Below are 13,579 nucleotides of genomic sequence, written 5' to 3' on the forward strand. Positions count from 1 at the left end.
CCGGTGCGTTGCGTAGGGATGTGGGCAGAACGCCGATACCGGTGCCGATCTTTTTTCCTGCGGCAAATCACTGGCCGGCACTCTGCTTGGAGAGGCCGGCGTGTGTTGGCGGATCTTGCGGCGAAGACTTAAGCGAGCGTTCGTTGGGGATGGCTCAGCAAACGTCTAGGCCTGTACAGCCCGTTTGCCGGCGGCTTGCAATCTCAGGTCACTATCCAGATCATCGAAGGTGTGTTGCATGCACTGTGTGATAGGGCCTTTTGCAAACTCCATCGGCACAGGATTCTTGAAAACCAGATGGCTTTCAATAAGGCACTCGTCTCCGAGGCAGAGGAACTGGGCTACAACGGTCGCATGAGCCCTCAGAAGTTCGACGCGATCAAGATGCTTTCGCAAGAGATCCCGTTTTCCATCTTTATCGACCTCGCCAGCAAAATCCATTAGCTGCTCTGCGATCTCGCCATACGTCTTCCGAAACTGTAGATCCTTACACTCCATGACCAAAACCCGCCGGCTGTCCACATCCCAGGCCAGAACATCGACGTCACCGTAGTTGCGATCGAGCCTTCTGGCGAGCACCTTGGTTAGGGGGATTTCCGAATGTGTTTTCCAGCCGAGTCTCCCGACCTTTGCGCTCACGCTGGCGTTGAATTCGTGACCATCGCGTCGACGGGCGTGGCCCGCATACCTGCGCATGACGGGTCCAAGATGTCTGTCGGCATAGGTGCCATGGTAGTAGTTGCCGACCATGGAACTGAACCCCTCTCTCACGGGGCCCGGAGCGCACAACATCTGAGGATCCGTGTCGTCCGTAAATTGCAGCAGCGGACGCCGCAAGAAACTGAGTCGACGCCGAAACTTCCATGAGGAGATGTCTCGATCATCATGTCCTTCAGGCACCTGCCGCCAAGACAACCGGGGTAGCAGGCTCAGCGCAGTGACGATCTTTCGACCTATCACGAGATCTCCCGCCAGTTCCTCCAGCGCGCTTCGGCGAAGAACAAAGACGGGCTCCTTGATTTCAATGCCGTGATTTTCGACTGCGTCAACGAATCGCCGGAATGCATCCAGCTCAACGCCAAACTCCGCGACCCACGCATCCAGGAACTCCTGGTCCAGGCCTCCGCTCCTCGCGTCAGGCGCGATGCTCGGCACGCGGAGGTTCTTCTCATAGCCGCGCGCTGAATACTTGTAACGAACCTCGCTGGTTTTGCTGCCGAATTGCTCGATGACGCTGTCCAAAAAGTCATGCTCTACATGCACATCACCGAGCGGGCGGATGACAATCTTGGAGTCCATGAGGCCCCAATGAATCAGGTCGGACCACCCGCCCAGCTGATTGATCTGCGACGCCAGGGTCAGCAGCAAGCTGTGGTCCAACCGGCCAAGTTGCCGACCACCTTCGAGGGAACAGTCGCACACAGCCATCTCCAACAGGACGCGCGAGCCATGAAATACGGCATTGAGCTTGAACTCCTGGTCACGCATGGGGCCCAGAGCTGACGCGGCATCTCTGCGCAATGCCAGGATCGCCGCGGATGTTCGATGCCATCTACTTCGCGAGACTGCGGCCACCTCGTGGTTGAGCAAGATCTTCGAAAGCACATCCAGGCGATCCAAGCCGCGCAGATACTCGCTCAGTTCATCCTCTAGCCGCCGTACAAGACCGTTGAGAAATTCGCGACAGGCCTGTCTCCCCGTGACGATGCTGCCGTCTGCCATGTCGCGGACCTTCCACCCCAGACCTAGTCTCGTGGCCCCGTCCTCGTACGCACTGATGTTGATCAAACTCTGCTCGCCGAGCTCAGGAAAGTAGTCTCTGAACTCGCGTGCTGCAAAGACGTGAGACTGCCTCACCTGCGCGTTCGGGACAATCTTTCGCAACAGCCCCTCTGTATCGACCGAAAGCTCGCCAGCGAGGCGAGCTACGCCCGTGATGAGTGCGCTCACCAGCGCAGCTTCTGCAACGTTCAACGGGTTATAGAGAGCGCGATCAAAGTCGGCGCCAATCGTCAGCTGGACGATCCGACGCGCTGCTTGCACTTCGATCTCGATGGCACGTGCAGCGTCATCGGCCGTTCCCCCCGGTTGCTCCGGATCAAGTCCCACCTGGGGCGTGACGAAAATGCACTTCCACAGCACCGGACCGGGCCCGAGCCCCTCTGCGAAGGCCTCCTCGAAGTGGTCTGCCGAGCGCCTGCACCACGTCCCCAACATCTGCCATCGCTCGTAACTGCCAGTGAAAACACCGCTCTCTGGTGAAGTCAGTTCGAACCACCACGCCCGCGCGCTCGTTCTGAACATGCCCATGGGGGTATTGCCGTCTTTCGCCTCAACCTCTCCATAGAGCGGCCGTTGATTCTCTTCTTCAAAGTGGCTTCGGCCATCGGTTTGCACGAGCCGCCAACTGCCATCAATGAATTGCTCGGCGTGCACGTCCCAATCGACGTTAAACGAGCGACGGGTCTCAAGCAGTGCGTTCTGTTGGATGGCAAAGCTCAATTTCTTGCCAACCGCCTCCGCAGGGATGTCCGCATGTGGCACCAGATGCCCGTGCTGGGAGTCCGCCCAAGCCACAAGATTGAGCAACCCATTCATGTTCTGAAGGCTAACGCCCATCAGGGTGAGCTGATCCTGAGCCCTGAAGAGGCGCCACAGCTGGAGAGGCTCCATCTCGCGCATCCATCCGAGGGTGTGGAAGTTAGCGGCACTAACGTGTTGAACTTTCCAGCGGGAATGGTCATGCGCGTTCAGGGAAAAAGCAGCTCCTCTTCCGACACCGCAGAAGACGATCAATAGCACGCCGCGCTCAAAGCCCTGGGTTTCAGAGCAGGCCTTCTGAACATGTGCGATGGCTCTTTCCACTTGGTGGAGCAATTCATCGGTGGGCGTGAAGAGCCCACGCAGACCTTCCGCGTGAAAGTCATGAAGCGTGTCGACCACGAACACAACAGCAAGATGCTGCCCAACATCTACTTCACGGGCAACGCCACAGATGCTTCCCCAGGAGCTTCTCTGAAAAGGCAGCATCGGCCCCCCGCGTCCCAGAAGCGGGGAGCGGGAAAGTAGACGTGCGTACTGGTACGTGAGGCGATGCAGAAATATCTCGCGGTTACCATCCGTGCCCAGCGTCTCAATGAAGAACCTGCGAATGGCAGCTGTCACTGCTGTCGGCAGAAGGAGAAACAGACTCCCGTCTGCGACGGCAATCGGTCGGCGCTCGAGTTCCGAGTTGTCGATCGCCTGATCCCGCAACAGCCCAGGACCATCTGGCCCGAAGACGAACGGAACTAGGTGATCGATCTCGAGCCCAGCCTGAGCGAGGTCGGCCATGCTGAACTGCACCAGCTTCTGGAGCTCATCGCGTTGTTGAACCAACTGCTTGGGCAACACTTTCACACGAATCTCCGAACCAAGCTGGTTGCGCTGCAAACCTGCGCGACGGCAGACAAGATCCGAAAGCGTGAGAAGTGCGTACACCGCATCCACGACGGCCTGGAACCGCGGTTGCTCCGGGAGCTCATCAATCATTTCCACAACACGCTGCAGATAGAAGGTTGCGCTCTCCCACGTGCCCTCAAGAACCAGGAAATTACCACGGCGGGAAGAGATGTTGCCGACAAACACATCCTCTGCGGGGTCCTCAAGATGGCCATAGGCCAAGCCAATGGCCGAGAAGCCCTTCAACAGGATCGGGGATGTAGCGGCCTGAAGGCCGTCGCCGAAGGCGACGCTCAGATGCACGAGCGCCTCAAGGCGGAGGCAATTGGTTTGCAGCGACGGCTGCAGCAACAGTCCTGCATAAGTTGCGGCCAACCTTACCGGATGAAAGCCGCGCAGGTCGCGCACCAGCGGCTTGCATTGCGCAGCAATCTGGCGAAGCCCGAGGGATACCGTGAATGCAGCCATCGCCGCCGCCAACGTGCTGCCGTCGAGCAATTCGCGATTTTTCTGATTGACCATCCTCTTCGCCTCCCGAATCCTTGTGAGTCAGCCCCGAGGCGAAGCCGCACCAGGATCAGATGAAAATGTCCCGCCGGCCACGGCATGTGCTACCGGCGAACTAGCTTCTGCAGACCGCGTCCGCGAACAAGATCCGCTGAGCTTTGCGGGAGGCTCTGGCGATCCAGAACGAAGTGGCTCCTGAAATGCTTCATTCCGCAGATCCCGTCAGATTGTCCGGCTGTTCTTCAGCGGTAGCCCGTTCGGGTCGGTGGCTATAGGAAGGGGTTGAATCCACTCGCGCACCTGATTCAATAGCTTGGACGGCGGCTGCGGTGGGCGCCGAACGGACCGCGCGACCGGCGGCTCGCCCCCGGGACGATTGATGGAAAAAATGCTCGCGTTCAATCGTTGGCCGATGACAAACTATCGGGCTCCCGTGAAGCCGAGATTCGATGGAGCCGTCAAATTGTTGATGCTGATGTCCATTGAGCGCGGTTTGAGAAGACTGCTTCACGGCGGTGGAATCGACGATCGTAAAGACGGCAGTGGGGCGATAACTGCCCGTCGATCCGCTCGGCGTCAACGACTCCAATCAGTCTGGAACGGACATACCTGAAGGGCTGCAATGCAGCGGTTGCCGACGTCCCCCGTCCTAAGCCGCTACTCATGGCATCGGTCACCTTGCGGTGATTTGGCCCAAGCCGCTGCGAGTCGGCCAGATGAGCAGTAGCGAATGTAGGAGGCGTGCCGCTACACAACCTTAACCGACTTCGCCGTTGCGGAGAGATCGGGCAGAGACTTCGCACTGAGCTTGACAATGCGGCTGTTTATCTTGCTGTCTATTTTTGCAAGAAACTTGGACGACCTCAAGGTGCTCTTGAATGATCCGTACTGCTCACGATCATAACTATCAACTGCCGCGTCGTAGAACATCTCCACTGCCTTCTTCACATATTTGCGGAGAGCATTCTCGAATTCTGGGAAGCGCATTCGTTGCAACGTAATTTGGGGTGACGGAAGGTCCGAAAACTTCGTGAGCATCTTGAACGTGCAGTATGTAACCCAGTAGGTACTGGTAACACCAAGAAGCGGTGCGTTCTCATCGCTACCAAGCCCCTCAAGATGCTTCTGTCGTTCTTCGTCGGCGAATCGACCGACAAGCCAAGCGAGGTAAACAGAGGTAGCTCCTATGCCTTTCTTGAACAGCTTTTGATATGGCTCGTCGAACAACTCGCTCTTGTTGTCGATCGCTTGAATCAGGAAGGCAGGCTCCGCGGACGCGAGATACTGTGTCACCTTATCGAGCTCTATCGAGAGAACGTCCCGCTTGCGCCTTGAGCCAGCTTGTTTGGGAGCGTAGGTAACCCCGACCTTCTGAAACTCCTTCCGCAATTGCTCTTGGATTTCATCTGCCGCTCGGACGGTCCAGATTTTCACGGCGTTTTGAGAGTTGTTATATCGGACGATCTCATTCTTCAGTCCGACCTTTGCCGCGATTACGCGTGCTAGCACCTTAGCCGATCCCTGTGCACCGGCCCGAACTAAGCTTGAGGTGGTCTGACAGCCATTCACAATACTGAATCTTTTAAGCTGGAGACCTGAACTCTTCGGCTTGCCGATGGGCATGGCACTATCGGCCACAATGGTGATCCCATTGTTTAGCGCCCAGAAATTTCCCGGAGACGTTTGTGCAGTTCTGATGATCTGCTCATTGATGCCGCCTTTACGAGCGCCCAGAAAAAGCCGAATGTTGCCAGCGAACAACTTGTCTTGATGGGCCGTATGTAGTCGCTTCAATTCACTTGCGTCGACTGACCCGACCCATGCACGTCCATACTCACCGGAATCCTCGAAATAGTTGCCGGAGAACTGCAGCTTGTCTTCTGGAATGCCCGCCTCAGCATCAATGAGGCTCTGGTACTTGCTCATGATGCTGTTTTGAGCGTAGTGAAAGAAGTTGATGCCCTTAAGTGCTGGATCGTTCGAGTGCGCGGCCACAGAGCGATCTATTTGGTCCGACTTCTTCCCTAGAGTGATCAGGCCCACGGTATAGGAGTACGTCGGGTTGGCCTTCTGAAGTGACTGAAGTTGTTCAGCCAAATCTGGACGGCCGGCATCGGCGAGAAGCTTCGGGTTTTTGATGTATGGAATTGCAGCCACGACTGCGTCCCACTTACTTTTGGGAGTCACCTTGCTGAGGTTGTCGGGGCAGTGAGCTTGAAGAATCACTATTTCTTCACTGCTGGCGTCAGCGAAGGCCATGTCGATCCCTTGATCATTGCCCCCATCTGCCGCCGCAGACTCAAGGGCATCATCCTCCTCCACGTCGAAGAAAGTGATCGCGAACCAAGCGGCGAATGCCCGACTTCTAGTGAGTGACCCGCGATTCGCCAACTCGTCGATCGAGTCGAGAATATCTTGCAATTCTTTTTGCACTACCTTCTCCATAAGTTATTACTGTGAACAATAGCACAGCGCTAATTGGACGCTAGAGGGTCGCGGCACCTTGGCCGCAAGATTCGCCCAATGCATCAGCTGATTGCCGTGCGCCCTTTAGCTGCGGACGCTCAAGACGCCTTGCTCAACGGTTTGCGCTGTTCTGCAGATGTTGCCTATCAGAGCAGACCGGTTGCTGCCCCGATGGCCCCTGCGGTGATAGCTTTCACCGCTCGCCGACACTAGCCCGTGAGCACCGAACGTCTCCCATCAGACTAAAGCTGACTTTGCACCACACCTTCTTAAGATGCGAACGCACCACAGTTTTTGATGTTCAGAAAGGCTCCTAACCATACCTGCGGACCAGAAGTTGCAATCGCTCCCTTGTTGGCGCTTTCAACTGTTCAGACTTCGCCATCGCATCGGCTTTCGCAATCAAGCTGCTCTTGCTCGCAGCCTGATTCGCCTTCTCTATTTGGCCCGCATTCGCCAGTTTCGCCGGCAGCAAACTCAGCATTGCGAGCTGCACTCCAATCGTCTCGACGTATTCGTCCTGATACCACTTACCCTGGCTCTTCTCATAAGCCTCTTCATATCGCTGCAGCATCGGTGGCAGCGTTTTCAGAATCTCGTTCGCGATCCGCTCATTGCCCTGCCCACCATTGGCGAGCGCGTAGAACACCATTGCGGCGTTGTCAGCGTTCAGCGAGGTGTCTACGCTGCGGCCGCCTTCGTCGCGCAGCCACAGCGGCTCATCGGGGTAGGCGATCTGGCGTTGTTCCGCGGCGCGCAATGCATACACGTATTGCGTGAGCAGGCTTGAGCTTTGCACTGCGGGATAAGGCAAGGTCGTTCTGACGACATTGCCGCATGCAGCGGTAAATACGAGCGCGCTGAGCGCGAGGGCGAGGCGGGGTCGAATGAACAATTGCATTCGACAAGTGTAAATTTCAGTTACCTGAATAACATCCCATATTCAGGCCAGATGCTCGGTGGAAACACCTAACTATTTCCAGTGATCGGGTTGCCCGGCGCGCAATGGCGCCGGGCCTTCCGCGGCCATTGCCGCGTCAACGCAATTCCTCAGCGCCCCGCGTGCCGGGCAGCCTCGCTACGCTGATGCAACTCTTCAGTCTCCACCGCCAGGTCAGCCACGAGCCACAGCACGTTGTCCAGGTGTTGCGGCCCTGCGCCGTCGAGCCAGTCGATGCCGCCGCCGTAGCAGACCCATGTGAGCGATCTCAGTTGGGCCAGCTTGTTTTCCAGAAGATCTCTGGGCTCTTGCGCATTGACGTTGGGGGAAGGTGCCGGCGCGGGGCGTCGGGCTATATTCGGTCCAGCCATTTGGTGTGCTTTCCTTTAAAGATGGGCACGTCACTTGGTCAGACGGCTGAGGTGTTACCGCACCTTGGCCGTCGCCTTTTGGATACCTCGCGTTTGCATCGCCGCGTGCTGCGCGCCGACAACCCGCCGCGAGGCGAAGCGGTTGGTTCGTCACTTGTTGATCTATGCGGTGGGTAGGTGATGCCTTCCATGTCCCCTTGGCGGGGTGTCGATTGACAGGGGCATTCACTGTAGAGAAGAGCGAGGCGGCGTGGCCTCCGGGCGCGGTACGAAGTCTCGATTCGCGCCAAAAAATGCAGCTTTTGTCGACTGCGCGACGTGCGCGCTACGGTTCAGCGGATGTGCGTTTCGTAGACGGCCTCGACCGCCTCGAGCCCCGTCCAGAAGCCTTCGGGCTTGCGCCCCTGCAGCACCTGATCAAGCACATCGATGTGCGCATGCCATCCGCTCGCGACGCTGACCGTCTCCTTGCGGTCCCGCAGCCGCCGGTGCGTGAGCACGAGCCGCGTGGCGTCGTCGCCTTGTGGCGCAAGCTCGAAGGTCACTTCCGACGCATTCGGCCCTTCGTCCCAGCTGATGACCAGCAGCGTCGGTGCCTCGATGCGCACCAGCTTCGACTGCTGCAGATGCGGCTTGCGGTAGCCGGCAAAGCGCTCTGGCGCTTCCTCGTCGGTTAGCTTGGTGTGTTCGAAGCGCATCTCGAAAACCTCGTCGGGCTGCCGGGCCATGGTGCCGCCGGCGAGCCATGCGGCGCGCTTGGCGGGGTCGGTGAGGTAGGCCCACACACGGTCGATGGGGGCGGGCAGGTTGCGCTCCATGCGCAGGGTGCCGGGCTCGGTCTGCTGGCCGAGGCTGTGCTTGATGGCTGGGGTCATTGGCTGTTGCTCCTTGGGGTGAAAAGCCGTGGTGGTTACCTGGGCCGGGCGGCGTCGCGCCGCAGTTCGTTTTCCAGTGCGTCGAGGTGCGCGGTCCAGAAGCCTTCGTAGTAGCGCAGCCATGCATCGGCGGTGGCCAGCGCGGCGGGCTCCAGCCGGCACACGTGCGCGCGGCCCTGCACGGTGCGCGACACCAGGCCGGCGCGCTCCAGCGTCTTCACGTGCTTGGACGCACCCGCAAAGGACATGCGAAAGGGCGCGCCGAGTTCGCCCACGCTGCACTCGCCGTGGGCCAGCAGCTGAAGCATGGTGCGGCGGGTGCTGTCGGCCAGGGCGTGGAATACGGCGTCGAGCCGTTCGTCTTCTAGTTCAACCATGAGGTTGAATATAGGTGATCCATGGATTTCATTCAACCCTTCGGTTGAGCGATGTTCTCGCGTTACAGCCGATACACCCGAGACGCAAGTCCGTGGCGGCGCACTGGAGTGCCATGCGCCGTGCTCCTACGATTGCCAGCATTCCATCCAATCCACTCCATTCGCCGAGAGAAAGCAAAGAAGAAATGAACTCACCCGTCGTACAGCGCCGCACCCTGTTGCTCGCCGCTTCCGTGCTGCCGCTCGCCGGCGCCTGCACCGCGTGGTCGCAGAAGGGGCCGCAGGCTTCCGCCGAGGCGCAGCTTGCCGAACTCGAACGCGCCTGTGGCGGGCGCCTCGGCGTGGTGGCCTTCAACACGGCCAGCGGCGCGCGCCTGCAGCATCGGCCGCACGAGCGCTTTCCGTTCTGCAGCACCTTCAAGCTGATGCTGTCCGCCGCCGTGCTGGAGCGCAGCGCGAAAGACGCGAGCCTGCTGTCGCGCCGCGTCGTCTACAGCAGGGCCGACATCATTCCCAACTCGCCCGTCACCGAAAAGCACGTGGCCGACGGCATGACGGTGGCCGCGCTGTGCGCCGCGGCCATCCAGTACAGCGACAACGCAGCCGCCAACCTGCTGATGAAGGTGCTGGGCGGCCCGGCCGACGTGACCGCCTTCGCCCGCACCATCGGCGACCAGGCCTTCAGGCTCGACCGCTGGGAAACCGAGCTCAACACGGCCATCCCCGGCGACCTGCGCGACACCACCACGCCCGCGGCCATGGCCGACAGCGTGCAGCGGCTGGTGCTGGGCGATGCGTTGGGCGCCGCGCAGCGCAGCCAGCTGCAGACCTGGCTGCTGGGCAACACGACCAGCGCCGAACGCTTCATGGCCGCGGTGCCACCGGGCTGGAAGGTCGGCGACAAGACGGGCGGCGGCTCTTACGGCACCAATAATGACGTTGGCGTGATGTGGCCCCCGGCTGGCGCGCCGCTGGTGGTGTCGGTCTACCTGACCTTCCCCGACAAGGACGCCAAGACCCGCAACGACGTGGTGGCGTCGGCGGCGCGCATTGCGGTGTCCGCGCTCGCGGGCTGAGTTGTGCTGAAAGTTAATGAAAACAACTGAAAGTATTCGGTGTTGACTCCATTCTTCTGACTTTTAAAGTCGCTCCTCGATTTGCATCGGAACGTCCTTTCGTTTCGGCGCACAGGCATTCGGCCGAATGAAGAACAAAGAGGAGCGGTGAGCGTGGACAAGTCATACGGGACAGTGGGCAACGGCGTGCCCTGCGCGCGCATGGCGCGATGAGCGCCAGGCACCCGACCGCGCCGCCACCTTATGCCGTGCGTCTCGAAGGCCATGGCGTCACGCTCCGAGACACGATGGTGGTGCGCCAGGTTTTCCTGAGGCTGATCGAAGAAGCACTCGGGCCACCCGAGCGCGTGGTCACCTGCTTTCGGGCGTGGTCGAAGGAGATGGCGCCGGAGAACGAGTCGCTGAGCGACCGCGAACTGGCCGACGCCCGCGCCTGGCGCCACAGCTGCGAGCTGGCCACCGAGAAGGCGAAGGCGATGCTGTCTTCGCCGCGCACGGTGGAATTCGTCTTCGAGCTGGCCTGCTGAGGTCTCGGCGGCACGCTCAGTTGCTGCCGCCGCTTTCGAACCCGAACAGCCGCGTCGGCGTGTCCACGAGGATCGCGCGGCGGTCTGCTTCCGAAGGCACGCTGCGCATGAACACGCCGAGCAGCGTGCCGTAGTCCAGCCGCCGGGTGGCGCGGATGTTCGGCCAGTCGGAGCCCCAGAGGCAGTTGGCGGGCCCGAATGCGGACAGCAGCGCATCGGTGAACGGCTGCGCATCCGCGAAGGGCAGCGCCTGGCGCGAGAACTTGTCGTAGCCCGACAGCTTGACGGCGCAGCGCCCGCTGTCGGCCATGCGCAGCAATGCGTCGAAGCCGGGGCTCGCGAGACCGCGCGCGATGTCGGGGCGGCCGTGGTGGTCGACCACGATCTGCGCGCCGCAGCCCATCAGGCGAGGGGCCAGTTCGGCCATCTGGTCGTCCTGCACCTGAACCTGCACGCACATGCCCAGCGCCGCGATACGTTCCCACAGAGCGTCAGCGTCCGCATAGTGCGCGAGGCCCAGCAGCGCCATGTTGAAAGCGATGCCGACCACGCCCTGCGCGCGCAGGTCTTGAAGCTGCGAGGCCGAGGCATCGTTCTCGACCACGGCAATGCCCTTGAAGCGGGGCCCGCCGCGCCGGATGGCGTCGAGCATGCAGCGGTTGTCGGTGCCGTAGCCCGAGTTGGGGCCGACCAGCAGCGCATGCGACACGCCGTAGGCCGACATCACCTGCATGAAGTAGTCGGCGGTGGCGATCTCGCCGCCCGAAGGCGCGTAGAACACGCCCGGCGTGTATGGAAAGAGTTCGGGGTCGAAGACGTGGCAGTGGCAGTCGATCTTCGGGGCGGAAAAAATAGAAGCGTCCATGGTGTGCGGAGTGTGGCACCGCCACGGCCGGCTACAGCACGAACCAGCCGACCGCGATGTAGTGGCTGATCGTGCCCGCCAGCACGAACAGGTGCCATGCGCCGTGCGCATGCCGGAAGCCCTGCCGGTTCCGGTAGAAGATGGTGCCCACGGTGTAGAGCACGCCGCCGATCAGCAGCCACGCCAGCCCGGCGCTGTCGAGCCGCGCGGCCAGCGGCACGGCGGCCAGCACGCCGAGCCATCCCATGCCGATATAGAGCGGCAGCGAGGGCTTGGCCGAAGCACCGGGCTTCGGTGGCCGCAGCTCGCGCCAGATGCCGAACAGTGCCGCGCCCCAGATCGCCGAGAGCAGCAGCCAGCCCCATTTGCCGTGCAGCGTGACCAGCGCGAAGGGCGTGTAGGTGCCGGCGATCAGCAGGTAGATCGCGCAGTGGTCCGCCCGCTCCCACATGCGCTTGAGGCGTCCGCGCGTGCTGTGGAAGAGGGTGGACGCTCCATACAGCGCCACGGCCGAGAGCGAGAACACCAGCGCCCCCGCAATGCGTGCGGGGTCGCCGGTGGGCACGGTCTTGGCAAGCAGCAGCGCGGTGGCGGGCAGCGCCAGCAGCAGGCCCAGCAGGTGGCTGTATCCGTTGAGCCGTTCGCCCGGGTACATGGTGCCGTTCAGCTGGTTGCCTGTGCCGTGCCTCGCATCAGCGGCCCGTTTCCTTCAGGTAGGTCTTGCGCGCGGCGACGGCGGTGTTCGCGAAGTCCGAGAACACGCCGTCGATGCCGGCGCGGAAGTACGCGAGGTACTCGGCCGTCGGGTCGCCCTTGTAGATGCCGGCCAGATACCTGGCCTCGTTGCGGAAGGTGTAGCTGTGCACGAAGAGGCCTGCCTTGTGCGCGTCGGCGATCAGGCTGGTGGGCTTGATGGTGTTCACGTCGGCCATGCCCTTGTTGGTCGCGGTGAACGGCACGATGGTGTGGGCCATGACCTGCGGCTTCCAAGGACCGATGCCGTCGGCGTAGGTCTTGATCTCGGCCAGGCCGGCGGGCTTGAGCATTTCGCCGAAGAACTTCGGATTGCCGGCCAGCGTCCAGCTGTAGGGGCGGCCGTCGACGAAGGTGTAGACGTCGTTGGTGACGTAGATCATCTCGCCGGTCTGGAAGTTGATGTCGTTGCCGTCCACCAGTTGCACCGAGCGCGCCTTCAGGCCGGCCGAGCGCAGGTACTTCAGGCTCTCGGGCTCGAAGCTCTGCACGAAGATCGGCGCGTCCTTGCGGTTCAGGTCGTTGAAGTTCATGACCTTCAGCAGCGCATCTTCCAGCGGATGGCTGCCCGCCGGGCCGCAGCCGTTGGCGATGGCCTGTGCGTTGTTCCAGATCGGGTTCTTGGTTTCCGGGTACACGGAGAACGTGCGGCCGGTGGCTGCGCTCTTGGCCTTGGCGATGTCGATCAGCTCCTGGAAGCTGATGATCGGCAGCTTGCCGTTGAGGTCGGTCGGGCGTTCGTCCTTGGCGTCGTACGTGGTGCCGCGGATCCACTGGCGCAGTTCGTCCATCGTGAAGTCGGTGATGGACCAGTCGTTGGTGTGGTCCTCGCCATCGACGATGAGCGACTTGAGCACGGACTTCGGATCGTTCGGGTCGGTCAGGTCGCTCCAGTATTGAGCGGGGCCGTTTTCCGGAATGGCCGGGTACTTCACATCGACCTTCACGCCCGGCACGGTGCGCTTGCGCGCGGCCACGGTGGCATTGGTCTTGGCGACTTCGGCGACGTTGGTGTTGTCGCTGAGCCAGGGGTTGTGGCGCGCGACCAGCACGCAGTCCTTGGTGAGGTGCAGGTCGGTCTCGAGCGAATCGGCGCCGGCGTCGGCCGCGGCTTCGTAGGCGGTCTTGGTTTCTTCGGGGAACAGGCCGGGCAGGCCGCGGTGGGCGATGACGAGCGGCACGGAGCCGTCGAGGGTGCCAAGCGCCGCGGGAGCCGGCGGCGCGGGCGGTGCCGGTGCGGGGGCTGGCGGAAGTACGGGCAGCGTGGGGCCTCCACCCCCGCCGCCGCACGCGGCAATCATGAGGCCGCCTGCAACGGCCACCAGGGCGGCGCGCATGGGGCGGGGAGCGGGTGCAGGAACAATTTTTGTCATTGGGTTCT

General features: G+C 61.3%; 11 protein-coding genes. 2 read left to right on the top strand and 9 right to left on the bottom strand.

Features of this window, described 5'->3' with window-relative positions:
- Positions 1-165: 165 nt before the first annotated feature.
- The 6 genes from L3V85_RS14935 to L3V85_RS14960 form a co-directional block, all read right to left on the bottom strand.
- Entirely contained in the window at positions 166-3,963 is a 3,798-nt protein-coding gene (locus tag L3V85_RS14935) for a hypothetical protein (RefSeq protein WP_237679910.1), read from the bottom strand.
- Between the two features lie 732 nt (positions 3,964-4,695).
- On the bottom strand, positions 4,696-6,381 hold the full coding sequence (locus L3V85_RS14940; protein WP_237679911.1) for an AIPR family protein: 1,686 nt from the start codon (positions 6,379-6,381) through the stop codon (positions 4,696-4,698).
- A 346-nt stretch (positions 6,382-6,727) separates the two neighbouring features.
- Positions 6,728-7,315 (bottom strand): hypothetical protein, encoded by a 588-nt coding sequence (locus tag L3V85_RS14945; RefSeq protein ID WP_237679912.1) that lies wholly within the window; start codon positions 7,313-7,315, stop codon positions 6,728-6,730.
- A 149-nt stretch (positions 7,316-7,464) separates the two neighbouring features.
- Positions 7,465-7,725: a hypothetical protein gene (locus tag L3V85_RS14950; RefSeq protein WP_237679913.1), complete on the bottom strand. Its 261-nt coding sequence runs from the start codon at positions 7,723-7,725 to the stop codon at positions 7,465-7,467.
- 332 nt (positions 7,726-8,057) lie between these two features.
- Positions 8,058-8,600: an SRPBCC family protein gene (locus L3V85_RS14955; RefSeq protein ID WP_237679914.1), complete on the bottom strand. Its 543-nt coding sequence runs from the start codon at positions 8,598-8,600 to the stop codon at positions 8,058-8,060.
- 35 nt (positions 8,601-8,635) lie between these two features.
- Positions 8,636-8,977, bottom strand: a complete 342-nt coding sequence (locus tag L3V85_RS14960; RefSeq protein ID WP_237679915.1) for an ArsR/SmtB family transcription factor — start codon at positions 8,975-8,977, stop codon at positions 8,636-8,638.
- A 185-nt stretch (positions 8,978-9,162) separates the two neighbouring features.
- On the opposite strand from L3V85_RS14960, the gene bla reads away from it, so the two are divergent.
- Both bla and L3V85_RS14970 read left to right on the top strand, forming a co-directional pair.
- A complete protein-coding gene (bla, locus tag L3V85_RS14965) occupies positions 9,163-10,053 on the top strand; it encodes a class A beta-lactamase (protein WP_237679916.1) in 891 nt (296 codons plus the stop codon).
- Positions 10,054-10,262: 209 nt separating this feature from the next.
- A complete protein-coding gene (locus L3V85_RS14970; RefSeq protein WP_237679917.1) occupies positions 10,263-10,580 on the top strand; it encodes a hypothetical protein in 318 nt (105 codons plus the stop codon).
- Between the two features lie 16 nt (positions 10,581-10,596).
- On the opposite strand, the gene L3V85_RS14975 is transcribed toward L3V85_RS14970, so the two are convergent.
- Genes L3V85_RS14975 through L3V85_RS14985 form a run of 3 tightly spaced genes read right to left on the bottom strand, consistent with a single transcriptional unit; the run spans position 10,597 to position 13,535 of the window.
- On the bottom strand, positions 10,597-11,445 hold the full coding sequence (locus L3V85_RS14975; RefSeq protein WP_237679918.1) for an amidohydrolase family protein: 849 nt from the start codon (positions 11,443-11,445) through the stop codon (positions 10,597-10,599).
- A 31-nt stretch (positions 11,446-11,476) separates the two neighbouring features.
- The gene (gene trhA / locus L3V85_RS14980) at positions 11,477-12,100 is read right to left on the bottom strand and encodes a PAQR family membrane homeostasis protein TrhA (protein WP_237679919.1); all 624 of its coding nucleotides are present in this window, start codon (positions 12,098-12,100) and stop codon (positions 11,477-11,479) included.
- A 37-nt stretch (positions 12,101-12,137) separates the two neighbouring features.
- Positions 12,138-13,535: a glycerophosphodiester phosphodiesterase family protein gene (locus tag L3V85_RS14985; protein WP_414080218.1), complete on the bottom strand. Its 1,398-nt coding sequence runs from the start codon at positions 13,533-13,535 to the stop codon at positions 12,138-12,140.
- Positions 13,536-13,579 lie beyond the last annotated feature (44 nt).

This window comes from Variovorax paradoxus (assembly GCF_022009635.1).
Classification (GTDB): domain Bacteria; phylum Pseudomonadota; class Gammaproteobacteria; order Burkholderiales; family Burkholderiaceae_C; genus Variovorax.